The organism is Bartonella tamiae Th239 (genome assembly GCF_000278275.1).
In the GTDB taxonomy this organism is placed as follows: Bacteria; Pseudomonadota; Alphaproteobacteria; order Rhizobiales; family Rhizobiaceae; genus Bartonella; species Bartonella tamiae.
Map to the genome: position 1 here is coordinate 2,090,147 of NZ_JH725147.1, position 23,782 is coordinate 2,113,928.

Sequence of the window (23,782 nt, forward strand, 5' to 3'; positions counted from 1 at the left end):
CTTTAAAATCCAATTGGTGCATTTGGTGTCATATCTGAATTTAATAAAATATTATTGTTTTGTTTTTTTGCTGAAACATTATGTGTTTTTGGATTAAAACACGCCACACTCCTCAAACGATCTGAACAATCAGTATGAAGTGGTGGAACCTCATCATTGCAACATACAAGGCTGAATTGGCAGCGCGGATAAAAAGCACATCCCTTGATATTATCTTGAAATTCTGGCACTCTACCTTCGATCGGTACAAGCCTTTTACGTGTTCCATCAAAGGGAGGAATCGACGTAAACAATCCATGTGTATAGGGATGTCGAGGCCTATAAAATAAGCTATTTGTTGGACTATCTTCAACAATACGCCCTGCATACATAACACAAATTCGATCACATATTTGCGACACTGCCCCTAAATCATGACTAATAAAAACAAGACCCATATTTCGCTCACGCCGCAATTCATTTAAAAGATCAAGGATTTGTGCCTGAATTGTTGCATCTAATGCTGTTGTCGGTTCATCAGCAATCAAAATATCAGGAGCACCAGCAAGCGCCATGGCAATCATCAAGCGCTGATTTTGCCCCCCTGAAAATTGATGCGGATAACTATCAAATCGTGCCTTTGCATCAGGAATACCAACCCTATTCATCAACGCTAAAACTTCTTCTTTTGCTTGTTTTTTGTTTAATTTTCGATGTAAAATAACCGCTTCTTTTATTTGTTGCCCAACTGTTTTGACAGGATTTAAAGCACTTGAAGGATCTTGAAAAATCATGGCAATACGACCACCGCGTATTTTCTCAACATAAGGAATGGCGGACGTAATAATATTTTCTCCACCATCCAAACGAACTTCACCACTTAATTTTGCTTTTGAAGGCGTTAAGCGCAATGCTGCAAGCCATGTTAATGATTTACCACATCCAGATTCTCCAACAATCCCAATGCTTTCACCACGAGCGATAGAAAGATTTATTCCGTGTAGTACAGGAACGCTATTGAAAGACACTTTTAAATTTGAAATTTCGAGTTTTTTCATAATCAGCTAAAGCCCTATTAAGCATGTCATGCTAGACCTTAAAACACTTCATTATCCCCAATTGCCGGGGCGAAAATCCATAGCAAAGGATGATGCTGCTTGCCATTTTATATCTTTTCGTTTTGCAGTAAAAACAGCTGTTTGATGCAATACTGTATATGCAGGATCTTCTCTTTCACAAATTTCAAGCATACGTTTAAACATAGCCTTTCGTTTTGCAAAGTCTGTGCTGCGTTCCATGAGACCTGACAGCTCATTCATCTCACTATTTGTCCATTCACCCACTTGTTGTTGTTCACCATTGGGTCCATGTTGGTTGACGATTGAAGAAATAGGATCATCAAAAGCGGCAGAATTTGACCAATCACGAACACCCCGATGGCTATTATTTTCAAGTACTTGCTGCCAATTTTCTTTCATTTCAATTTCAACATTTAATCCAACTTGACGCCACATTTCCGTTAAGACTTGAGCGGTTGCCGTTTGATTAATGTAATAATTATTAAGCAAACGATAGGGAATGGGATCACCCTTATAATTTGCTTGTTTTAAAAGATCGCGCGCGCGCTCAGGATTAAACTCAGGCACTGTCCAACCTTCAATAAACATTTTTCCATAAAACGGCCATTGAAGGCCTGCGGGTACTTCTGTACGTCCCCCCCATAATGAATCAACAATGGCTTGACGATCAATAGAGTGGCTAAAGGCACGACGAACAAGAGGGTTTTCCAACTGCGCATGATTTTTATCAAATGTCGTGAGGCGGTGATTAAGAATAGTTCCTCCTTTAACATCAAAGTTTTCATTGCTTTCAATGAATTTTATTTGATCTGGTGGAATATCACAAGCAAAGTCATATTCGCCCGACAAAAGACCATTTATACGCGATGCAACCTCAGGCACTTCAATAAAACGAATTTGTTTGAGTGGCGGTCGACCACCCCAATACTCATCATGAGATGTTAAAACCAACATGTGATCAGGCACATAGTTGTCCACCATATATGGACCTGTGGTTATGGGTTTTCTTGCCCATGCCAAATAGCTTTGCGCATCATCCCAACCGCGACGGCTCATAATTTGACTTCCCACACAAGCAATACGCCCTTCAAGCGTAACATCTGGTGTTGCATTATAAAAACGCACTTGATAACGATTGATGACATCAACACGCTCTAATGATGGCCATGTACGACGTGAAATCGCTGCCACTTCAGCAGGAAGTTCTTTGCTCAGAAGATTGCTTGGTACTGAAAAATTTGATGCGATTGTTTCTTGACCTGCAATAGGCGAATTGCCAAACATGCGTTCACGACTAAAAGAAAAAGCAACGTCATCTGCTGTCATTTCTTCGCCATTATGAAATTTAACGCCTTTACGCAAATCAAGTTCTAAAGTTTTATCATCAATGCGTCGCCAAGCTGTAGCTAGTGATGCTACACCAGACATATCGCCAAGCCAATTTGGATCAATCAACCCTTCCCATAAATGGGTAAAAAATGAACGTGCCCCAACATTTGAGCGTTCACGCAAAACATCTAATGTATTTGTCGTTGAAATTTTCTGTACAGCAATGGTGATTGAAGGACGATTGTCACTTTGTCCAATGGCAATACGTGGAAGAAAGAAACTACCTGTTGCGGCGACACCGAGACCTAATACTTTTCTACGATTGATAGACATAAAATGAACCTTTGTGTTAAAATATTAATTGTCATAATGTGTTAAACCATCAGGAGATGCACGAAAATGTGTCAGTGTCTTATCCGCATGCGATAAGCGCCATGAAAGGGCTCTTTGAGCGTAATCGAGCATCCGTGAAGTGTAAGCGGGATCATTGGCAAGATTATTCAATTCATTAGGATCTTTTTTCACATCAAAAAATAAAGCTGGAAGCTTTGCAAAATGAACATATTTAAAATTTTCATCTTCTATAACACATAAGCTACAATCATCTTGATCTAGATGAAGGCTTGATTGTGGTTGATCATAAAATATATCGCGAAAATCATATTCGTAATGCAAAGCATCACGCCATTTTTTTGGCTTTCCTTGCGTTAAAAAAGGAATAAGTGAAGCACCATCACAACTTATTGGTATTTCACCGCCTAACCAATCTAAGATAGAAGGCATAACATCAATACTTTCGGTGAAAGCTGTTTCAATTTCTCCCGCACGTGGATTAACACCACCATTTTTTATAATTAAAGGAATTCGAAAACTTTCTTTGTTATAACCAATTTTTCCTAAAAGATGATGATCCCCTAATTGTTCACCATGATCGCTGGTAAAAATAATCAGCGTATCATCCCATTGTTGCGTTTGATCCAGATAGCTAAAGATTTCCCCCAAACAATCATCAATCTCTGTTATTAAACCGCAATAGGTTGCCCGCATTTGTAAGATTTCTTCTTCATTCAGCGTAGCACCATAGCCTTCAGCATTAACAAAGAAAGAGTCTTGCATGATATGGTCAATATAATGCTTCATTAAAGGATGCTGTGCTGCTTCTTCTTCTGGGGAATTGGCGCGCATTGGCCGTGGCATATCATTGGGACGATACATTGCATGGTAAGGAGCGGAAGCAATAAAAGGTGGGTGAGGACGATAATATCCTAGATGTAAGAAAAAGGGTTTACCTGCTCTTCCCTTTAAATAAGTCAAACCCCGTTCTGTAAAATAACGTGTATCAGAATACTCTTTTGGAATTCGTGACGGTTTACTGGTTGCACCAGGAATTGTTTCCTCCCCCTCTGGGAGCCAAATATTATGACGTGGCTCTGGTAAAGAAAAACCATTTTGTTCGACCCAGCCATAATATTCATCCATATGCGGTTCAAAAGCACCAACATTACGAAACCCTTCCATCATATCGCCCAAATCAAGAAAACGTGGATCTTTATGTGACGTAGAACGGGGATCAGGCGTTGTCGTTGTATATCCAACAAGAGCAGGATCATAACCGATTTCGCGTAATGCTTTACCTAAATTTTTATGACGATGATCAAGTGGTACAGTATTTTGCACCGCACGGTGATTCATAAGATAAAGCCCTGTTAAAAGACTTGCCCTTGCAGGACCACAAGGAACACAACTTGTGACATGATTTTCAAATGTAAGACCTTCACGGCACAATCGATCAAGATGAGGTGTGTTTAAGAAAGGCGACTGTCCTTTATGCTTGATGAGATGGGGAATAAAATCCGAGCGCCATTGATCGACAACTATCAATAAGACATTTTTTTTCATCACATAAATCCTCTTATATGAAAAAGAGGACTATCAATTCGATATGACAGTTATTTTATCATTTTATGACAGTTCTATGAATGATGATGTGAGGGATTAAGTTTCATTTTCAAAATTTATATCACTAAAAACGTAAAAAAATGGATTTTAAGTATCTTTAAATAGTTATTGGCTTAAATTACTTAATACATAGTCAAATATTTTAAAAAGACGGTCTTTGGTAACCGCCTTTAGAATCTTTGAATGTTATCGATTCACTTTACTGGCAGGTACCGTTAAAACCAAAACAGCACCTAAGAGTAAAAATCCAGCCAAAACGTACATTCCAATCTCTGACGATTTGGTCAAATCATAGAGCGTTCCAATCATATAAGGGCTAACAAACCCGGCAAGATTAGCAATGGAATTGATAATTGCAATTCCAGCTGCCGCAGCAGCTCCACTTAAAACAGCTGTTGGCAAAGACCAAAAAAGTGGAGCACAAGATAAAACACCTGCAGCCGCAAGAGACAAAAATATTATCGAAACTGTCGTGCTTGTTGCAGATGCTGCAACAATAAATCCCACTGCTCCCAGCAATGCAGGAACAACCAAGTGCCACCGTCGTTCACGATATTTATCGGCACTGCACGAAAAAATAACCATAGAGATAATAGCACAAATAAAAGGGATCGCTCCCAAAAGTCCAATAGTTAAAGTATTGGTTACGCCTGATGCCTGAATAAGAGTAGGCATCCATAAAGTTAATCCATATTGACCCATAACAAAACAAAAATAAATGCAAATCATTAACCAAACAATGGGACTTTTTATGAGGCTAAAAAAGGAATAATTTGCTGCTTTTCCTTGTGAATCAGCATCAATATCACGGCTCACCAATGCTTTTTCAGCATCATTTAACCATTTGGCACCCTTCACATTATTATCAAGGTAAAGCAAAACAATCACACCAACAACAACAGCTGGAATGGCTTCAACAACAAACATCCATTGCCATCCTTGCCATCCACCAAAAGAATGAAAGCGCTCCATAATCCAACCAGATAATGGATTACCAAAAATGCCAGCAGCTGGGCTACCCGCCTGAAAAATAGCAAACATTTTTCCCCGACGATGCGATGGAAACCAATATGTTAAATAAAGAATAACACCAGGATAAAAGCCAGCTTCAGCCGCACCTAAAAGAAAGCGCAGAATATAAAATTGCCAATCCGTTTGCACAAAAGCAAAAAGACCTGACAGCAAACCCCAAGTGATCATGATACGGGCAATCCACATACGCGCACCCACACGATGCAAAATCATATTGCTTGGCACTTCAAAGAAAAAATAACCAATAAAAAATAATCCTGCGCCCAATCCATAGACAGTCTCACTAAAATTGAGATCATCAGACATCTGCAATTTTGCAAATCCAACATTAACGCGATCAAGATAGGCGATAATGTAGCAAATCATTAAAATAGGAATAATGCGGATAACTATTTTACGATAGGTAAAATCTTCTTGTTGTTTTGTCATACCACCTAGTCCAGAAGTTTTATCTGGTTCTTTATCTTTTGTCATAATGTCCTCCCATAAGTTTTAAATTTTATCCTGAAATACTGTTAGCAAATCATCAATTTGTTCTTGCGTAAGCTTTCTTATGTCTTGATTTTGTAACATCAGTGACAAACGTGCCGATTCTTCCAGCTCCTCCGCTGCATAAACTGCATCGGTCAGCGTTTTTCCTGATATTACAGGTCCATGATTAGCCAAAAGCATGGAAGAGGCTGTTTTGGCTGCGTCATAAATCTCTTTTTCCATGGCACCATCACCAGGACGATAATAAGGGATAATAGGAAGTTTGCGACCAATGCGCATAACAAAATAGGGCGTAAGCGGCATAATAGGCATATCGCTATGAGAAGGTTGAAGACAGCTTATAGCGGTGGCATAGGTTGAATGTAGATGCACAACGGCACCAGCTTGCGCTCGAGCTTTTAAAACTGCACGGTGCATAAACACTTCTTTTGAAGGCTTATCACCTGAAATATGGTTCCACTCATGGTCAAGCTTGCTAAGCCGAGTTGCATCCAATCTGCCCAAGGAAGAATTAGTGGGTGTCATCAAATATCCATCGTCTAGACGTACAGAAATATTCCCCGCACTGCCGACACTAAACCCCCTTTCAAAAAGACTTGCCCCCAGTTCAACAAGTAACAATCGCAGGTCATGTTCTTTCATCATTTCACCTGTTTGATCTTTCGTAACATTCAAATATTTGAAACAAATTCATCACGATATTGAATTATGATGGAGTCAAAATCGCTGTCATAGCTGAAACCCAGAGCTAAGGGACGCTTTACGTCAAAATTTCCAGGCCAAGAACAAACAATATCCACCACGCGTTGTTCTGGATTTGCACTCACTAAATCACGCGTTTGTTTCCCTGCAATTCTTTCAAGACTATCAAGCATTTCAGCAACGCTCACACAAAGTCCTGGTAAGTTAAGAACACGGTTTGAGCCAATCTTTTCACTTTTTACAACCAAAGCATGCGCTAGATTTTTTACAGCTATATTGGGTGAAGAAAGCCACATGCGTGTATTTTCTGGAACAGGATTATTTGAGCGTATGGCTGATAAAGGTTCTCTTATAATGCCACTTGCAAAAGACGATGCCGCCGAATTTGGTTTTCCTGGACGAACAACAATTGTTGGAAGGCGACAGACACGTCCATCAATAAAACCTTTACGCGTATAATCCCCAACAAGTATTTCGCCAATTGCTTTTTGCGCCCCATAAGAGGATTGAGGAAGAAGTGCCAAATCTTCAGGTACAATATCGGGCATATCACCGCCAAAAACAGCCAATGAAGAGGTAAAAATAAAAATTGGAACCTCTTTCGTATGGCGGGCTGCTTCTAAAAGCATTCGTGTTCCATCAATATTAACACGCATTCCCATATCAAAATCATCTTCTGACTGACCGCTTAAAACGGCGGCCATATGGTAAATAGCAACGGTACCAGACGTTATCACTTGTTGAGAAAATTTCTCATCTGCAATATCACCTGTCATAGAAACAATGCGGTTATCATTTAATGGACAAGGTGCAAGATCAACAGAAATGATTTGATCAAATTCGGGATAGCCTTGGTGTCCCTTTACGGAAAGCAATGTTGCAATTAACCGACTGCCAAGAAAACCTGCACCACCTGTTACAACAATTTTTTTCATTTTATTCTTCTTTCGTTTTTTGTGGATAATCGACCAAATGCAGCGCGATACCATGTAGGTTGATCGCATCACGGCCATTTTGACTTAAGCCTTCATCTGTGATGACTGCACTCAAACGATCAAGTGGAATGACATTAAATGCGCCTATACGCCCATATTTGCTGCTATCAGTTACCAAAATGCGCCGCGACGAACTTTCAATTATCGCACGCTTAACGGCGATTTTATTTTCATGAGGTGTTGATATACCGCGAAATCCGAAAGATGATGTCGAAATAAATGACAGATCAAAGTTAAAACTTTGAATCATCATTACAGCTTGGGCTCCAACGCAAGATTGATTTTCCCGCTCAATTTCACCGCCTGTATGAAAGATCCGACATGCACTTTCTTGAGCTAAAAAGGCGGCAATGACAAAATCATTTGTAACAACTGTTAAATTTTTTACATCAGTTATGTGATGAGCAATTTCTAAAATCGTGGTTCCCGCGTCCAGATAAATAACGCCCCCATCTTTAACCATTTTTGCAGCAAATCGACCAATTGCAGCTTTTTGTTCATGTGCCAATACACGTTTTGCCAAATGGGAAGGTTCGGTGATTATACGTTCAATGAGTTGAACGCCGCCCGCTACAGAAACGGCGCGACCTTGATCTTCAAGAACGCGAATATCACGACGAACCGTCATTTGTGAAACATCCAAAATAGCAGAAATTTCTGCAATAGATAAAACACTGCGTTCTGATAAGCGTTCTAATATATGAGCCTGACGCTCAGCCGGTATCATGACAATTTTTTCCGATAAGGCTCAAACCATGCAAGACCATCAACAGTATGACCGCGTGGATGATATTCGCACCCAATAAAGCCTTCATATCCCATATCATCAAGTTTTTTAAACAAATGAGAAAAATTCACCTCTCCTTCATCAGGCTCATGTCGATCAGGCACAGATGCAATTTGTACATGAGCAAATTTGCCTTTCATTTTCTCTGTAAGTATCGTTAAATCACCGTCCATAATTTGTGCATGATAAAGATCATATTGCACAAAAACATTTTTTCTTGCCACTTTTTCCAACAAAGACACGGCATCGAGTTGATGATTGATAAAATATCCCGGCATATTGCGTGTATTAATCGGCTCAACCAAAACGCTTATACCATATTCAGCTACGCGATCTGATGCATAACGAAAATTATCTATGAAAGTTTTTTCACAATTTGCACGATCATGACCATTCATAAGACCTGACATTGCATGGAGATATTGACAATCAAGAGCCAAGGCATACTCTAATGCTTTGTCCACATTTTTGCGAAACTCTACTTCCCGACCTGGCAATGCCGCAAGACCACGCTCACCTAAGTCCCATTGTCCTGGCGGCATATTAAACAGTGCCTGTTTTAGTTGATTTTTTCGTAATTCAGCTTGTAAAATTTCAGGTGCATAATCATAAGGAAATAAAAATTCAACTGCTTCAAAACCTGCTTCAGCAGCTTTTGAAAAGCGATCAAGAAAAGGCACTTCCGTAAACATCATCGATAAATTTGCTGCAAAACGAGGCATGTTTTCAATCCTGTGCAACTGTAACAGTATTTTGTGCCGCAAAGAAAAAATCTTCTTGACCAAAATTTCCAGATTTTAAAGCTAAAGAAAGTGGCTTACTAAGACCGCGGACCCAAGGCACACCTGGTGCGATTTGAGGACCAATAGCAAAACCATCAACATGAAGTGCTTGAGTTACCGAACCAGAAGTTTCACCCCCTGCAACAATAAAACGTGTGAAGCCTTTTGCTTCGAGTAATTGTGCAAGCTTCGCAAAAAAAGCTTCAATTGCTAAACTGGCTTCTTTTGCTCCATAACGTTGTTGTATTGTTTTTAAATCATCAGATTTCATTGTTGCATAAACCAAGGGAGCATAATCACCTGATTTGTTTTCTAAAACCCACTCTAAAACACTATGCGCATAATTTTCATCATGAAGCGTATGGGCAATATCAACAGCCAGTGATGGTGCTTTTTGTTTATAGTAATCAACTTGTGCATTTGTCATTTGTGAACATGAACCAGAAATAATCACCGTCGCACCATCAAGTGGCGCACCTAATAATTCTGCAGGATTAGCCTGAGTGTCATTTGATGACACTATCCATGTTTTTGCCATACCCGCAGCAAGTCCTGACCCACCTGTTACCAATTTCATAGATGAAACGGCTTGACCTAAAGTATCAATATGATCCATATTTAACGCATCAAGAACAGCATAACGAATATTTTGATTTTTTAAACTATTTAAAGCATCAGTAACCGCACTCACACCTTGATCAATAATTGTTGTATCAATATTGCCCGCCTTACCAACAGATTGGCTTTCCATAATGCGCATAATATTACTGTCGGTCATAGGATTAACGGGATGATCACGCATGCCCGATTCATTTAAAGGCACACCATTTACAAAGAGATAACCATTATAAAGCGTACGACCATTCACAGGCAGGGCTGGGCAAACAACTGTGAATTTTTCACCTAATGCTTCAAGCAATGCATCTGTCACAGGACCAATATTTCCTTTAAGGGTACTGTCAAAAGTTGAACAATATTTAAAGAAAAATTGCTGACACTTCTTAACTTGCAACCATTTTAACGCCGAAAGACTGTCGGCGACAGCTTTTTCAGACGCACAAGAACGACTTTTTAAACTGATAACCACCGCATCAGCTTTAATATCTTTGTCAGAGGTTGGAACACCATTTAATTGTATTGTTCGCAATCCATGACTAACGAGAAAGCCAGCAATATCCGTAGCCCCTGTAAAATCATCCGCAATCACGCCAAAACGCATCTTTATTTATCCTTGTCTGGCAATTCAATGCCTGAAAATATTTTAATAACCGCTGCATCATCTTGCTCCCCAAAACCAGCATTAGACGCTGCTGAAAACATTGAATAAGCCGTATTCGCCAAAGGAAGTGGAAATTTCAAAGAGAGACCTGTCTCACTCACGAGACCTAAATCTTTAACAAATATATCTACAGCCGATTTTGGCGAATAATCCCCCTCAACAACATGTTTCATACGGTTTTCAAACATCCAGCTATTTCCTGCCGCATGGGTGACAACATCATACATCACATCCAATGGAATATTTGACCGCGCAGCAAGTGCCATCGCCTCAGCGCCTGCAGCTATATGTACACCAGCAAGAAGTTGATGAATAATTTTAACTGTCGAACCGAGCCCTATTTCTTCACCGATTTTATAAACTTTTCCTGCAATAGCATCAAGCAAAGGTTGTAGCTTTTCAAAAGCCGCATTTGTGCCTGAAGCCATAACGGTCATATCCCCTTTATTTGCTTTTAAAGCACCACCAGAAACTGGTGCATCAAGAACAAAAAGACCATATTTTGACAAATTTTGTGCGATATCTTTTGCTTCTTTCGTCGCAATCGTTGAAGACATCATCACAGCGGCGCCTGGCTTCATACGACAAGCCAAACCATTTTCACCAAAAAGAACGGTTCGACATTGATCACTATTTACAAGCAAAAGTAAAACGGCATCAAGATTATCTGCATATTCACAATAAGCACCCGCTGCTAAAGCCCCATAATCTATTAATGTTTGACATTTAAATGAATCCACATCGACACCGAATGTTTTTAATCCAGCGAGAATGCATGATCGAGCCGCTCCCATGCCCATAGAGCCAAGCCCAGCAACACAGACATTATAATTTTTGTCCATTCTGTCCTCCCTGCCTTTCCCGTCAGGTTAAACAAAAATTATAAAAATACAACAAATTTTAACAAATTATCACATAATAATTGTTTATTATATTGTAACATTTAAAAGAAGTTCTATTTTTTAATATAATTAGCGCGTTTTCAGAACATTCATGCGCTTTTATTGACCAGTTGGAAAAAATTTCATTCTTAAGGATGAATAGTCTATTATATCTATAGAGTTGTGGCACTTTATAAAAGATGCATATTTTTATGAATGTATCTTTGTGACACTTTTCTTAATAAGAATGTCCGATAGGAAGACGTATTTCCACACAAAGACCTTGCCCATAAGGACTATCAACAAGTGTTAACGAGCCACGATGCGCTTTGGCAACTTGGCTTGCTATCGATAATCCTAATCCCGTCCCAATTTCCTGCCCTGCGGTTTTACCACGTTGAAAACGCTCTAAAACATATTCACGTTCAGATATATGAATTCCCGGGCCTTCATCAATAACATCGACACACAAAAAACATTCATCTATTTTCGTTGTTAAACTAACCGAACCTTGCGTATATCTTAGTGCATTATCAATAAGATTACGCAACATTTCACGCAGTGACACACGATCCCCGTTTAAAAAAACACGACGTGTTTTTGAATCATTATGCACCAAAACACGTTCTCTCTCATCTGGATCAAGACGATTGATAACATCATCAATAAGAGTATCTACACCAACCTCATGATGATCTTTTTGCTCAAGACGGTGAGTAATCGTCGCATCCATAAGAATTTGTGAAACGAGCTGGCTTGCCTGAAGTGTTGTGCGTTCAATTTTCAACAATCGATCATGCCGCCGATTACTGTCCTGTTCATGAAGGGCAATATCAATATGCGAGCGTAAAGATGCCAAAGGTGTTCGAATTTGGTGCGCTGCATCAGCAACAAGATCACGCATACGCTTTAGAGATATTTCTAACCTTTGCATAAAAATATTAAGAGCAATGACCAGCGCATTCACTTCTCTAATCGGTTTAATCTGTAAAGGCGATAAATCTGAAGGATCACGTTGCAACAAATCATTTTCAAGTTTTTTTAAAGGAGATAATGCGAGCCCTATCCCGATCCAAATAGCACCAAGGGCTATAAGCATTAAAGCACCTATGGAAATCACCTCATAAGTGATAATATTTTTGCGCAGCGCATGATGCTCAAGCTGTGTTTGGGCAACGCGGATTGTTACCCAAAAAAATGCATCATTTTGCATCACAAAACGTCCTACACTTACCACTCTTATTAATTCATTTTTATAATGAACTGTATCAAAACGTGGCTGACTGTTAGTTGCAAGATCAAGTCCAGTATCAAGATCATCATAACCTGTAACATAATTGCCCAAATGATCACGAATAACATAAAACGTCCGATCTTTTCCTGAAAACATCGAAAATGAACCACTTGGTATTTCCACAATCACTTTATCATTATCCGTTTGCACCGCATTGGCAATCATATAAGCAGAAGACGACAACAAACGGTCTGAAGCATTTCGGGTAGCTTGATCAATACCTTGCTGTACAAAAATAAAAAGGACACTACCAGAACTAAGAAGAAGCAAAAAAGCAAAACATGATATGCGCCATTGAAGAGAAAAATGTTGTTTCACTCGCCATGCCTATCGTCTAATATTTTATCATTTTGCAAATTTGTTGCACCGATAACTTCATGCCAAACTTTTAAAAATTGTGTTCGTTTTTGATGATCATAAGCAATCAATAAAGATGGCATAAAAGCGATTGGCTGTACTGTTCCTGAACTCATTTTCAAAATCGTTTGCTTATTAAATTGACTTTTAAAATCTTGTGTCACAGATTCAAATCCTATTTCTCCTGAAGCAATTTCTTGACCTTGGTTTGATAATAAAAAATCAATAAATCTTTTTGCAGTTTGTGGATTTTTGGCTGTTCTTGGGATAAGAACCGAACGCGATAAAACCAAAGCATAATCATTTGGAACGATAATGCCCAAATCTTTGTTTGAAGATGCACGAGCAAAGGCATACGATCCTAAAACATTATAAGCCAATGTTAATCTTTCTTCCTCTAATGCATCAAGAAGCTCAGATGATGAACGGCTTAAATAAACATCAATATCTGCAAAGACATTTGTCATTTGCCAAAATTTAGATGAAATTAAAACATCATGCGTCGCCAAAACATACCCAACCCCAGATGTTGCGATATTATACGTTCCCACTTTTTTCATAAATCGGCTTTTGTTTTTTTCTAAAAGCTTAATAAGTTGCAAATGCGTTCTTGGAGCTTCACCGTCACTTAAAAATTTTCGATTATAAACAATGACAGCTGGCTCAAATGTAAAGCCATAAACTTCATTGCGCCAATGAGCCCAATCAGGAAGACGATGCAAGTTTGGTGACCGATAGGAAAGTGCATAAGCATCATTGGCCAATTTCATCTGTAGATCAGCGGCGGATGAAATAATGAGATCAGCTTCTGGTTGTAAGTCATGACGCAGAATGCTGTTAAAAATGATGCCACTTTCAAGTTCTTTATAATAGATAGAAACATCTGGATTATTTCTTTGAAATGACTCACTAAATTTTGAAAAAAGGGAAGAATCTGTCGTCCCGTAAATGACCAATAATTGTTGATCACTCATTGTTTGATTTTGTGGATAAGCGATAAATTGCGCATGAAGTGTCTTACAAAGAAGCGCAAAAAAAACAAATAGTCCACAAAACACGACAAAGCAAAAATTCTTAATGCGAGTGACCATGGCGCTCCTGAACACGATACCCAATACCGCGCAATGTAAGAATTTCAATATCAGCTTTTTCAAGCTTGCGCCTTAAGCGCGAAATATAAACCTCAACTGCGTTGAAAGAAACATCATCCTCAATATCAAAAAGACGCGTCATGAGCATTTCTTTGGTGACTGCACGCCCTAAATAATGAATTAAAATTTCTAAAAGTTTAAATTCGCGTCGATTATATTCTATTTCCTGACCTGCGATTACCAATTGATGCGCTGCCAAATCAATGCGCGTATTACCAATAGTAACGATATTGCTTGTCATCCCACCAAGACGACGTATTGCTGCCCGCAGACGTGCTTCCAATTCACGAAAATCAAAAGGTTTAACCAAATAGTCATCCGCACCCAGATCAAACAGACTGAGCTTATCATCAATTTCTGAGCGCGCAGTAATAACAACAATTGGAAGAGAAAAACCGAAATGTCGCAGTGCTTTAATAATTTCAAATCCGCTTTTTTTCGGCAGCATTAAATCTAGCACCAGTGCATCAAAATCATGCGCCCGCGCAGTTATAAGCGCATCTTCACCATCTTGTACCCAAACAATAAAATGACCAAGTTGCTTTAAACGTGCTGCTATTGCCTCGCCTAAATCTTCATTATCTTCGACAAGAAGAATATGCATTGCCCCTCCTCCCTCGTTTTTTTTAAAACATGTTTTTCCTACATTTTTTATAAAACGATCTCATCTATAGAGGCATAAGAAATTCCTCTTGTCAAAAAATATAGATTTATGACAGCTTCTTGTCAGCTTTATCTGTCATAGTATAAAATGGATTGCCCTTAATCTATGGAGGAGACGGGCAAACTTTATAAAATCATAAAAGCAATCAATAAAATTGCTTAATTCATTGGAGGAGGAACCCAAATGAGATTTAAATCTATTGCGACTGGCGCTACTTTTGCAGCAAGCCTTATACTAGCCACCTTGCCTGTTAAGGCACAGGAATTACCAGAAGGCTATCCTGCAGATTATAGTGATCTTATTGCCAAAGCAAAAAAAGAAGGGCGTGTTTCTTTATATGCAGCCACGGATGAAGAACAGGCGACCGCATTATTAACTGCATTTACACAAAAATATGGCATTCAAGTCGATTATACTGATATGGGCACAAACAATGCCTATAGCCGAACCATTGCTGAGGCAGAGGCCAATCAAACTGGTGGCGACATCATTTGGAGTTCTGCAATGGACTTGCAATTAAAGCTTGCTGTTGATGGATACACAGAAACATACGAATCACCTGAAATTAAAAACTTGCCTGAATGGGCGAATTATAAAAACATGGTTTATGCAACAACTGTTGAACCTGTGGGTACAATTTACAATACCAATAGCTTTCCTGATGATAGCTTCCCTAAAACGCGCGCAGCTTTAATTGCATATATTCAAAATCATCGTAAAGAATTATCGAATAAAATTGCAACATTTGATCCAGAAAAAAGTGGCGTTGGATTTGTAATTCAAACAAATGATGGACGTAGTAGTGAAAGTTTTTGGCAATTGGCAAAAGCCATGGGTGAAGCAAAAGTAAAAAGTTATTCTGCTACAGGAACGATGCGAGAAACTGTTGTTTCAGGCGAAAACGTTATGGCTGTTAATGTTATTGGGTCTTATGCTTTAAATTGGATCAAAAATACGCCCAATCTAGGTGTCGCCTTTGGCACTGATTATACCGCTGCCTTCTCCCGTCCTGCCATTATCCCACGCGGAGCGCCTCATCCGCATGCTGCACGTCTTTTTCTCGATTTCATGCTTTCAAAAGATGGGCAAACAGCGATCGCAGAAAAAGGGCTCCCTTCCATCAGAACAGATATTGAAGGCTATCTAGATCTCGATTCACTTAATGATATGGTCGGCGGCAATCTTCAGCCAATTGCACTTGATGATGCTTTGTTGGAATATCTTAAACCACAAAACCGCGTGAAATTTTTCCGCGAATGGAATGCTGCAGTAAAATAAATAACGTCATCGTATGATCTATGAGGGCAATATTTTGCCCTCACTCAACCGCAACATTTTTCAATTTATTAGATGTCAATTAGCATATCTTCATCAATTTTATGCATGAAAGACGCACGATTGAACATGTCTCATGCATGTTTTTTAAATTTAATTATTTGAAAGAAAGAAAGTATAAAATGGACCAAAGAACACTTCCTCCTCCAAGACCTTTTTCTTGGACAAGGCTCAAAGCCGATGCCGTCATTTACCGTTGGCTGACCATTTTAATTGTAACAATCATAGTTTTGTCACCTGTCAGTCTTATCGTCTATCAAAGTTTTTTGGATGAAGCCTTTTTTAAATCAAATGCCACCTTTAGTCTTGATGCTTATCGATTTGTTTTAACAGATCCTGACTTTTACCGTGCGCTATGGACAACAATACTTATCGCTGTTGGTATGGTTGTCATTTCTGTTCCTTTAGGAGGTATTCTTGCCTTTTTACTGACACGGACCGATTTGAAATTTCGCGGTCCTTTAGAAATACTCGTTCTGGTTCCAATGTTTATTTCATCAATTGTGCTTGCATTTGGGTATACCATTTCAATGGGACCATCAGGTTTTCTCAGCATTTGGGCGCGCAATATTTTAGGCTTTATTCCTTGGAATATTAATTCTGTTGGTGGTATTATTTTGGTCGCAGCACTAAGCCACGTCCCTTATGTTTACCTTTATGTGACAGCAGCCATGCGCAATCTTCCTTCTGATCTTGAAGAAGCTGCACGTACGACAGGGGCTTCTATTTTTCGCGTTTCACGCGATGTCACTCTTCCCATGGTATTGCCTTCGCTCATTTTTGCCGCAGCACTTAATCTGCTTTTAGGATTTGAACAATTTGGCATTCCTCTTGTCCTTGGTGACCCATCTGGAACTCTTGTATTAACAACCTATATTTATAAACTCACAACATTATTTGGCGTTCCCACATATCAATTGATGGCTGTTGTTGCCATGGTTTTGATCATTCTTACTTTGCCACTAATTTTTGCACAACGCCAAATTTTAAAACATAGTCGTCGCTATGCCGCCCTTGGTGGCAAAGGCGCGCGCGCTTCTCCGCTTAAACTTGGAGCAAAAGGACAGGTCATTGCATTAACAGTCATAGGTTTATGGCTCTTTATTTCAGTACTTGTTCCAGTCGGCGGCATTACATTACGTGCTTTTGTGAATGCTTGGGGACAAGATATTAATATTTTTGATCACTTTACTTTAGCAAATTTTAATCGCCTTTGGGAAGTGCGCAATTTATCAACTGGTATTATCAATACAATTATTCTTGGTGTTTTTGGGGCACTTTTGGCAGTCTTTGTTTATCTATTAATTGGACTTTCTGGTCATAGAAATCGCGGTGCAAGTGGCACTTTGCTTGATTATATTATTTTACTACCGCGAGCATTGCCGGGTTTAATTATCGGTCTTGCCGTTTATTGGGTCTTTTTGTTCGTCCCTTTTTTAACACCATTACGCCCAACACTTTTTTCATTATTAATTGCCTATATGATCGTTGGACTTGCGTATGGTTTACGCTTACTTCAAGGCACGCTTTTACAAGTTTCACCTGAGCTTGAAGAAGCCGCTCGAACAAGTGGGGCCACGATTGGGCGAACATGGCGCGATATTGTTGTGCCACTCGTTCGTCCTGGGCTCACTGGAGCATGGGCACTCATCATGATTATATTTTTACGTGATTATTCAACAGGTGTTTATCTTATGGGAGCCAACACAGGTGTTATTGGATCTTTAATCGTCCAACAATTTGAATCTGGCGCTATGGACACCATTGCCGCCCTTGCATTTGTCAGTATTGTTCTAACAGCAGCAGCCCTCGCGCTTGCTTTGAAACTGGGAGCGAAAATCAATGAATAGAACAGAACTTGTTGTTAAAAATGTTGAAAAATGGCTTGGAGGATTACAAATCCTTAAAGGCGTTGATTTCACGGCTCAACGTGGCTCAATTGTTGCTCTTCTAGGAGGATCAGGATCAGGCAAAACAACTCTTTTACGATGTATTGCTGGATTAGAAAATCCAGAAATAGGCTATGTCCAAATTGGTGATAAGACTGCAAGAGATAGTGAAAAAAACATCCAATTACCCCCTGAACAACGTCACATTGGACTTGTTTTTCAATCCTATGCGTTGTGGCCTCATCGAACTGTGTATGAAAATGTGGCTTATGGATTAAAACTACGTAAAGTTAACAACGAAGAAATTAAAAAACGTGTCAATCATATTTTAAAAACAATGGGGCTTGATCATTTGGCTGAGCGATATCCAAGCCAATTATCAGGCGGTCAGCAGCAACGCGTATCAATCTGTCGCGCCGTTGTTTATGAACCTCGTGTTTTATTGCTTGACGAACCATTGTCTAATTTGGATGCAAAATTACGCGAAGAAGCACGCTACTGGATAAGAAAACTTATTCTTGAATTGGATATTTGTGCCATCCTTGTAACACATGACCAAACGGAAGCATTGGCTGCTGCTGATCATATTCTCCTTTTACAAAATGGTCGTATCATTCAACATGGAACACCGCTTGAAATTTATTCCAATCCCAACTGCTTTTATTCTGCTGAATTTCTTGGGGCAAACAATGTTGCTGAAGGAAAAATTTTGAAAATAGATGGAAAAATCGCGGTTATTGGTTCGGATAATTGGACCTTAACGGGAACATTGCGTGACGAAGACCCCAGCAATATTGGAGATATTGTAAAAGCTGTTATTCGTCTTGAGCATATTCATGTGCATGAAAATACCAATAATGATCCATCACTTGCAACAACACCCATGCACTTAGATGCCAGTCTTTATTTAGGAGATCGTTGGGAATATCGCTTACATCAAGGCGATTTGGAAATAAAAGCAAGCGGAGCTCGTACTTTGCAAGAAGGAAATGTTCAGGTCAGTATTAAACCAGAAGATATTTGGATTTTTAAACAATAAATAAATGACAAAGTCAAAACGCTCTGTTTATTCAATAAGCAGAGCGTTTTATAAATTAACGATTTTATCAATCATTTTATGTGATCATAGTTAAATCGTCACTTTAAGATATTAACGATAAACAATACCACCATCAGTAATGATAGATTGACCCGTAATATAGTTTGAATCTTCACTTTTTAAAAAAGAAACAAAATTAGCGCATCTTCAATCGTTTGTGCACGACCAAGCGCAATACCATCAACAATTTTTTATAGGTTTCACCCTTTTTGGCTCCTGTTGTTACGCTAAAACGTTCATCAATCTCAACCCACATATCTGTACCAACAATACCAGGGCAATAAACAATAACTGTAATACCTTTTGAGACATATGCCTTAGCAGCCGCTTGTGTTAAAGCGCGGACTGCAAATTTTAAAGAAGAGTAAACACGAAGCATAGCCATACCGTCTTGCACAGCGATGGAAGAGGCATTAATGATTTTTCCTTTTTGTTGAAAATTTATAAATTTTTTGCTGCGGCTTAAATTTCCCAAAGCGTACCCTCAACATTAATCTTAAATATACAATCAACCTCTTCTGGAACGACATCTGATAATGCGTTAACCTGCATAATCCCTGCATTATTAATAATGACATCAAAGCAACCTAAATTTTTTTCAGACTGCAAAAAAATATTATTACGTTTTGATACATCTGAAATTTTATCCGGGTTCATATCTAATAAAGCAATATAAAATCCATCTTTTGCCAAACGCAATGCAATGGCACGTCCAATGCCCTGACTCGCTCCTGTTATCAATGTGACTTTATTTAACATAAATGACACCAATTTATCACAGTAATAACTCTGATGTGGGGATAAAATAAATGATATATAATTTTAAATCAAAATAAAAAAATATACGTCAAAAAGTAAAAATAATAAATATCAATGTTGGCGTATAATAAACCACATTTAAAATTTGTGATAATATTTATCGTAAAATATTATCACAAAGAAACTAATTTTAAATATAACCACATTTTTTCTTTGGTATATATTTATAAAACATATCTTTAAAAGACATTCGGTAATTGATTGCACTTTAAATTTAAAAAAAAACTTTTCCTAAAATTTTAAGGAACCTTTAAAGAAGTAGTCGTCCAGAAATATTTAAATTTTAAAGTAATCAATTTAAATATAAATTCTTATTACAAAATCATGCCATCAAATTGGTGGCATGAAAAATAAATAAACAAATCTATCAATGATTTTATAAATCGACCTTATGTGCTTTTGCCAGATGTGCGCGTACTTGGTAAAGTATGACGACAGCAATAATGCTTAAAAGAGCAATAAATGTTAGCCAAGCACCCGGCATTGCATCAGCCATCCATCGGTTTTCTTCGCTTAAATGACGTCTGGCAACATTAATAAGCCATGTACAAATAAAAGGCGTAAAACCGCCAAATATGGTTGTTGCCAAACTATAGGCAAGCGAAAACCCTGTAGCACGAACAGCAGCAGGCATGACTTCTGTAAGTGCCACGACCATTGCACCATTATAGCTACCATAAACAAATGAAAGCCATAACCCAACACTTAACAGTCTTCCAAAACTTGGATTGGACGCAAGCCACATCATGAGAGGAAAAGCTGTAACAATTGTTGCTAATGTCGCTCCGATTAAAATTGGTTTACGACCAAGTCGATCACTGACAGCTCCCATGACAGGCAACCATATAAAATTAGATAAACCAATACATGTGGTGATCACAAGACTATCAATATCAGATAATTTTAACTCAACGCGTCCAAATGTAGGCATATAGGCTGTAATAAGGTAAAAAGTCCCTGTTGTCATGCCAACCATCATCATACCTAAAACAATAGCAGGATAATCTGAAAATATTGATTGAAAGACTTCCCGCATAGACGGACGTGTTTTATTATTTTCAAAAACCTTACTTTCAGTCATTGAACGACGAATGTAAAAAAGAATAGGAACAATAAGACAACCGATAAAAAAAGGAATACGCCACCCAAAACTTGCAATAAAATCGACTGAGAAAAATGAATGCATTAAAACACCAAGACCGCTAGCAAATATAACGGAAACTTGCTGACTTGCTGATTGCCAGCTCACATAAAAGCCGCGATTGGAACTGTTGGATATTTCAGCAAGATATACAGAAGTCCCCCCCAGTTCTGCACCAGCAGAAAAGCCTTGTAATAAACGGCTTAAAAGAACGATAATCGGCGCCAGAACTCCAATATAGGCATAGTCAGGTGTAATTGCTAACAGCAAGGTTCCTGTAGCCATAATTGTTAATGTTAAGAGCAAACCTTTTTTTCTGCCCATTCTATCAGTATAGGCACCCAAAACAAACGCGCCCAATGGACGCATCATAAAACCGACCCCAAAAGCGGCAAAGGATTTTAATAATGAAGCGGTTGGATCGTCTGATGGGAAAAAAGCATCGCCAATGTAAGAGGCATAATATCCATAGACCATAAAATCAAACATTTCCATAAAATTGCCTGAAACAACTCTGAAAATGGTCATGAATTTATTAGATTTTGTCATTCGTAACTCCTCACATATTAGAGAAATTACATTGCTTATTTCCAATCATTGCACCAGACAAAAGAATGTGTATGCATACAAAATAATGTGAAGTGAAGCATATTATAGTGTTATTTAAAAATATATCATATGACAATGTTTATCTTTTAATGAAAGCGCATATCATTTTCTGTAAAAATTTATGCCACTCAACTTTTTTATAATTTCCCTAAATAAATAATTACTGTAATTTATAGTTGATTACTAATTAATTAAAAAATAAAAACATTATATGAATTCATTCTGACACTTATCGTTTTATAAAACAAACAAACTTACTTTTATTTTTTTAATGTCGTAAATTCTACTATTGGAATTTTGTAATTATTTGGAATCGCAATCTCTTTTTTCAAGTTCAATCCCCATACGAATAAGATCAGCAAATGATTTTGCCTTCATTTTTTGCATGATGTTTGAACGACGAACTTTAACCGTAATTTCACTGACATTCAATTCAGCTGCGATTTGCTTATTCAGATATCCTTTAATCAATAAAGCCATAACCGCTTTTTCACCCAAATTGAGAACACTGTATTTTTTATCAATTCGCTCATTATAAGCACGTTGAGTAATACGATCGTGGCTAATTTCGAGTGCTCGGTGAATTGCTTCAAGAATATCTTGTTCACGAAAAGGCTTTGTTAAAAAATCTACAGCACCACGTTTGATCGCCGTCACTGACATAGGAATATCCCCATGACCAGTAATAAAAATAACAGGAATATCAAGACCAATATTTTGCATATGATGATGAAAATCCATACCACTTTGCCCCGGCATACGCACATCTAAGACAAGGCACGATACCGAAAGCGGCTTATCGGCTTTTACAAAGGTTTCAACATTTTCAAATGTTTCTGTTTGTATATCGACCGATGATAAAAGATCCACAAGTGCTTCTCGTACGGAATGATCATCGTCAATGATATAAACAATTTTATTGTCCATGCAAAATTACCTCAGGTTTTATTGCCAGGGGAAGGGATATTTCAAAAATCGCACCACCGTGTGGATTGGTTCTTGCGGTTATAACACCTTTATGTGCTTCAACAATTGCACGACATAATGTTAATCCCAATCCTGTACCTCCTTCACGTTTTGTCCAAAAAGCATCAAAAATATGCTTCAAATCATCATCACTTATTCCAATTCCAGTATCCGTCATGCGTAAATTCGCGCGATTATCCAATATAAATGTTTTTACTGTTATAAAACGGTCTGCTGCATGACGTATATTCAAAGCCTCAATGGCATTTAAAAAAAGATTACCTATAACCTGCATGATCTGCACACGATCAGCATCGATCAATAGTTTACTCTCACACCGGTTCCAATGCAATTCAATATCATTATGTTCAATCAAAGCTTTTGACAATGCGATTGTTTCGGCAACAATTTCATTGAAATCGACTATTTCTTTTTTTGTTATTTCATTTTTAGAAAGGCGGCGCACGCGCTCAATTACTTCTGAAGCTCGATGGGCTTCTTTGCTGATACGTTCAAGCGCCTGCACTGCGCGACCAATATCAGGCTTATCACGCACCAACCAATTGCGGCAAGCATCAGCACTTGCAGTTGTCGCAGCCAAAGGTTGATTAATTTCATGAGCGATTGATGCGGTCAATTCACCTAAACTTTGAATGCGCGCCATACGTGTCATTTGTTCTGTAGCATTCATGGCACGCTTTTCAGACATTTGTGCGCGTATAACAATATAGCTTGTCAGGTAAAGCGCCATAAGAGCGATGATAGTGTTGATCAATCCTTCTTTATAGGCACCATCTTTTGTTAACAAAAAAGAAGATATCGTAAGAACAGTACATACGACTGATAAAAGGATAATACCGCGTGCAACAAAATAACGCGCACCGATAAGAATCACAATAATATAAAAGACTGCTGCCGCTATTTCCAAACGTGATACAGTATCAAATATAAAAATTGTAACCAATATTATGCTTAATAAAAATGCATGTATGATCAACCGAATAGTCAGTGTGAAATCCTTAATGTTGTGCTGGATAAAATTAATCAGTTTAAAAAAACCCAAATTCAATAAACCTTTATTAAAAAAGGCATAAAAATCAAGTCTAACTTTGTGATGAATATACACTTTCATAAAAGCATATGTCATTTAAGGACTTGCAAA

The 23,782-nt window shown here is 38.3% G+C and carries 21 protein-coding genes; 3 read left to right on the forward strand and 18 right to left on the reverse strand.

Annotated elements, in window-relative coordinates:
• Positions 1-2: 2 nt before the first annotated feature.
• The 13 genes from ME5_RS09350 to ME5_RS09410 form a co-directional block, all read right to left on the reverse strand.
• Entirely contained in the window at positions 3-1,037 is a 1,035-nt protein-coding gene (locus tag ME5_RS09350; RefSeq protein WP_008040515.1) for an ABC transporter ATP-binding protein, read from the reverse strand.
• Positions 1,038-1,088: 51 nt separating this feature from the next.
• Positions 1,089-2,720 (reverse strand): ABC transporter substrate-binding protein, encoded by a 1,632-nt coding sequence (locus ME5_RS09355; protein ID WP_008040516.1) that lies wholly within the window; start codon positions 2,718-2,720, stop codon positions 1,089-1,091.
• A 24-nt stretch (positions 2,721-2,744) separates the two neighbouring features.
• Positions 2,745-4,286, reverse strand: a complete 1,542-nt coding sequence (gene pehA, locus ME5_RS09360) for a phosphoric/sulfuric ester hydrolase PehA (protein ID WP_008040517.1) — start codon at positions 4,284-4,286, stop codon at positions 2,745-2,747.
• A gap of 246 nt (positions 4,287-4,532) precedes the next feature.
• Positions 4,533-5,852: an MFS transporter gene (locus ME5_RS09365; RefSeq protein WP_008040518.1), complete on the reverse strand. Its 1,320-nt coding sequence runs from the start codon at positions 5,850-5,852 to the stop codon at positions 4,533-4,535.
• 18 nt (positions 5,853-5,870) lie between these two features.
• Positions 5,871-6,512 (reverse strand): 3-oxo-tetronate 4-phosphate decarboxylase, encoded by a 642-nt coding sequence (gene otnC, locus ME5_RS09370; RefSeq protein ID WP_008040519.1) that lies wholly within the window; start codon positions 6,510-6,512, stop codon positions 5,871-5,873.
• A gap of 29 nt (positions 6,513-6,541) precedes the next feature.
• Positions 6,542-7,507 (reverse strand): D-erythronate dehydrogenase, encoded by a 966-nt coding sequence (gene denD, locus ME5_RS09375; RefSeq protein ID WP_008040520.1) that lies wholly within the window; start codon positions 7,505-7,507, stop codon positions 6,542-6,544.
• A 1-nt stretch (position 7,508) separates the two neighbouring features.
• Positions 7,509-8,294, reverse strand: coding sequence for a DeoR/GlpR family DNA-binding transcription regulator (locus ME5_RS09380; protein ID WP_008040521.1), 786 nt, complete (start codon positions 8,292-8,294; stop codon positions 7,509-7,511).
• Positions 8,291-9,076, reverse strand: a complete 786-nt coding sequence (gene otnI, locus ME5_RS09385) for a 2-oxo-tetronate isomerase (RefSeq protein ID WP_008040522.1) — start codon at positions 9,074-9,076, stop codon at positions 8,291-8,293. Before otnI ends, ME5_RS09380 begins: the two co-directional genes overlap by 4 nt.
• A gap of 4 nt (positions 9,077-9,080) precedes the next feature.
• Positions 9,081-10,355 (reverse strand): 3-oxo-tetronate kinase, encoded by a 1,275-nt coding sequence (gene otnK, locus ME5_RS09390; protein ID WP_008040523.1) that lies wholly within the window; start codon positions 10,353-10,355, stop codon positions 9,081-9,083.
• Between the two features lie 2 nt (positions 10,356-10,357).
• On the reverse strand, positions 10,358-11,257 hold the full coding sequence (gene ltnD, locus ME5_RS09395) for an L-threonate dehydrogenase (protein ID WP_008040524.1): 900 nt from the start codon (positions 11,255-11,257) through the stop codon (positions 10,358-10,360).
• 277 nt (positions 11,258-11,534) lie between these two features.
• Positions 11,535-12,908 (reverse strand): sensor histidine kinase, encoded by a 1,374-nt coding sequence (locus ME5_RS09400; RefSeq protein ID WP_008040525.1) that lies wholly within the window; start codon positions 12,906-12,908, stop codon positions 11,535-11,537.
• Complete coding sequence (locus ME5_RS09405; protein ID WP_008040537.1) at positions 12,905-14,038, reverse strand: ABC transporter substrate-binding protein; 1,134 nt, start codon at positions 14,036-14,038, stop codon at positions 12,905-12,907. The genes ME5_RS09400 and ME5_RS09405 overlap by 4 nt, the downstream gene beginning before the upstream one ends.
• A complete protein-coding gene (locus tag ME5_RS09410; protein WP_008040538.1) occupies positions 14,022-14,702 on the reverse strand; it encodes a response regulator transcription factor in 681 nt (226 codons plus the stop codon). The genes ME5_RS09405 and ME5_RS09410 overlap by 17 nt, the downstream gene beginning before the upstream one ends.
• 243 nt (positions 14,703-14,945) lie before the next feature.
• Here ME5_RS09410 and ME5_RS09415 point away from each other — a divergent pair, with 243 nt between their 5' ends.
• The 3 genes from ME5_RS09415 to ME5_RS09425 all read left to right on the forward strand — a co-directional run bounded on the left by ME5_RS09415 (position 14,946) and on the right by ME5_RS09425 (position 19,025).
• Positions 14,946-16,040, forward strand: a complete 1,095-nt coding sequence (locus ME5_RS09415) for an ABC transporter substrate-binding protein (protein WP_008040539.1) — start codon at positions 14,946-14,948, stop codon at positions 16,038-16,040.
• A gap of 101 nt (positions 16,041-16,141) precedes the next feature.
• Positions 16,142-17,947: an ABC transporter permease gene (locus tag ME5_RS09420; protein ID WP_008040540.1), complete on the forward strand. Its 1,806-nt coding sequence runs from the start codon at positions 16,142-16,144 to the stop codon at positions 17,945-17,947.
• Positions 17,940-19,025, forward strand: a complete 1,086-nt coding sequence (locus ME5_RS09425) for an ABC transporter ATP-binding protein (protein ID WP_008040541.1) — start codon at positions 17,940-17,942, stop codon at positions 19,023-19,025. The genes ME5_RS09420 and ME5_RS09425 overlap by 8 nt, the downstream gene beginning before the upstream one ends.
• Positions 19,026-19,221: 196 nt before the next feature.
• Here ME5_RS09425 and ME5_RS10910 read toward each other — a convergent pair whose 3' ends face one another.
• The 5 genes from ME5_RS10910 to ME5_RS09450 all read right to left on the reverse strand — a co-directional run bounded on the left by ME5_RS10910 (position 19,222) and on the right by ME5_RS09450 (position 23,584).
• Positions 19,222-19,560 (reverse strand): SDR family NAD(P)-dependent oxidoreductase, encoded by a 339-nt coding sequence (locus ME5_RS10910; protein WP_008040542.1) that lies wholly within the window; start codon positions 19,558-19,560, stop codon positions 19,222-19,224.
• The gene (locus ME5_RS10915) at positions 19,548-19,844 is read right to left on the reverse strand and encodes an SDR family NAD(P)-dependent oxidoreductase (RefSeq protein WP_008040543.1); all 297 of its coding nucleotides are present in this window, start codon (positions 19,842-19,844) and stop codon (positions 19,548-19,550) included. The genes ME5_RS10910 and ME5_RS10915 overlap by 13 nt, the downstream gene beginning before the upstream one ends.
• A gap of 436 nt (positions 19,845-20,280) precedes the next feature.
• A complete protein-coding gene (gene tcuC, locus ME5_RS09440; RefSeq protein ID WP_008040544.1) occupies positions 20,281-21,594 on the reverse strand; it encodes an MFS transporter in 1,314 nt (437 codons plus the stop codon).
• Positions 21,595-21,957: 363 nt separating this feature from the next.
• A complete protein-coding gene (locus ME5_RS09445) occupies positions 21,958-22,581 on the reverse strand; it encodes a response regulator transcription factor (protein ID WP_008040552.1) in 624 nt (207 codons plus the stop codon).
• Positions 22,571-23,584 carry a sensor histidine kinase gene (locus tag ME5_RS09450; RefSeq protein WP_245256528.1) on the reverse strand — a complete coding sequence of 338 codons (1,014 nt, stop codon included), beginning with the start codon at positions 23,582-23,584 and terminating at the stop codon, positions 22,571-22,573. Before ME5_RS09450 ends, ME5_RS09445 begins: the two co-directional genes overlap by 11 nt.
• Between the last annotated feature and the right edge of the window lie 198 nt (positions 23,585-23,782).

Excerpts from the sequence above, each read along its gene's own strand:
- ME5_RS09350 (WP_008040515.1), bottom strand. The coding sequence starts at position 1,037 with ATGAAAAAACTCGAAATTTCAAATTTAAAAGTGTCTTTCAATAGCGTT.
- ME5_RS09355 (WP_008040516.1), bottom strand. The coding sequence starts at position 2,720 with ATGTCTATCAATCGTAGAAAAGTATTAGGTCTCGGTGTCGCCGCAACA.
- pehA (WP_008040517.1), bottom strand. The coding sequence starts at position 4,286 with ATGAAAAAAAATGTCTTATTGATAGTTGTCGATCAATGGCGCTCGGAT.
- ME5_RS09365 (WP_008040518.1), bottom strand. The coding sequence starts at position 5,852 with ATGACAAAAGATAAAGAACCAGATAAAACTTCTGGACTAGGTGGTATG.
- otnC (WP_008040519.1), bottom strand. The coding sequence starts at position 6,512 with ATGAAAGAACATGACCTGCGATTGTTACTTGTTGAACTGGGGGCAAGT.
- denD (WP_008040520.1), bottom strand. The coding sequence starts at position 7,507 with ATGAAAAAAATTGTTGTAACAGGTGGTGCAGGTTTTCTTGGCAGTCGG.
- ME5_RS09380 (WP_008040521.1), bottom strand. The coding sequence starts at position 8,294 with ATGATACCGGCTGAGCGTCAGGCTCATATATTAGAACGCTTATCAGAA.
- otnI (WP_008040522.1), bottom strand. The coding sequence starts at position 9,076 with ATGCCTCGTTTTGCAGCAAATTTATCGATGATGTTTACGGAAGTGCCT.
- otnK (WP_008040523.1), bottom strand. The coding sequence starts at position 10,355 with ATGCGTTTTGGCGTGATTGCGGATGATTTTACAGGGGCTACGGATATT.
- ltnD (WP_008040524.1), bottom strand. The coding sequence starts at position 11,257 with ATGGACAAAAATTATAATGTCTGTGTTGCTGGGCTTGGCTCTATGGGC.
- ME5_RS09405 (WP_008040537.1), bottom strand. The coding sequence starts at position 14,038 with ATGGTCACTCGCATTAAGAATTTTTGCTTTGTCGTGTTTTGTGGACTA.
- ME5_RS09410 (WP_008040538.1), bottom strand. The coding sequence starts at position 14,702 with ATGCATATTCTTCTTGTCGAAGATAATGAAGATTTAGGCGAGGCAATA.
- ME5_RS09415 (WP_008040539.1), top strand. The coding sequence starts at position 14,946 with ATGAGATTTAAATCTATTGCGACTGGCGCTACTTTTGCAGCAAGCCTT.
- ME5_RS09420 (WP_008040540.1), top strand. The coding sequence starts at position 16,142 with ATGCATGAAAGACGCACGATTGAACATGTCTCATGCATGTTTTTTAAA.
- ME5_RS09425 (WP_008040541.1), top strand. The coding sequence starts at position 17,940 with ATGAATAGAACAGAACTTGTTGTTAAAAATGTTGAAAAATGGCTTGGA.
- ME5_RS10915 (WP_008040543.1), bottom strand. The coding sequence starts at position 19,844 with ATGTTAAATAAAGTCACATTGATAACAGGAGCGAGTCAGGGCATTGGA.
- tcuC (WP_008040544.1), bottom strand. The coding sequence starts at position 21,594 with ATGACAAAATCTAATAAATTCATGACCATTTTCAGAGTTGTTTCAGGC.
- ME5_RS09445 (WP_008040552.1), bottom strand. The coding sequence starts at position 22,581 with ATGGACAATAAAATTGTTTATATCATTGACGATGATCATTCCGTACGA.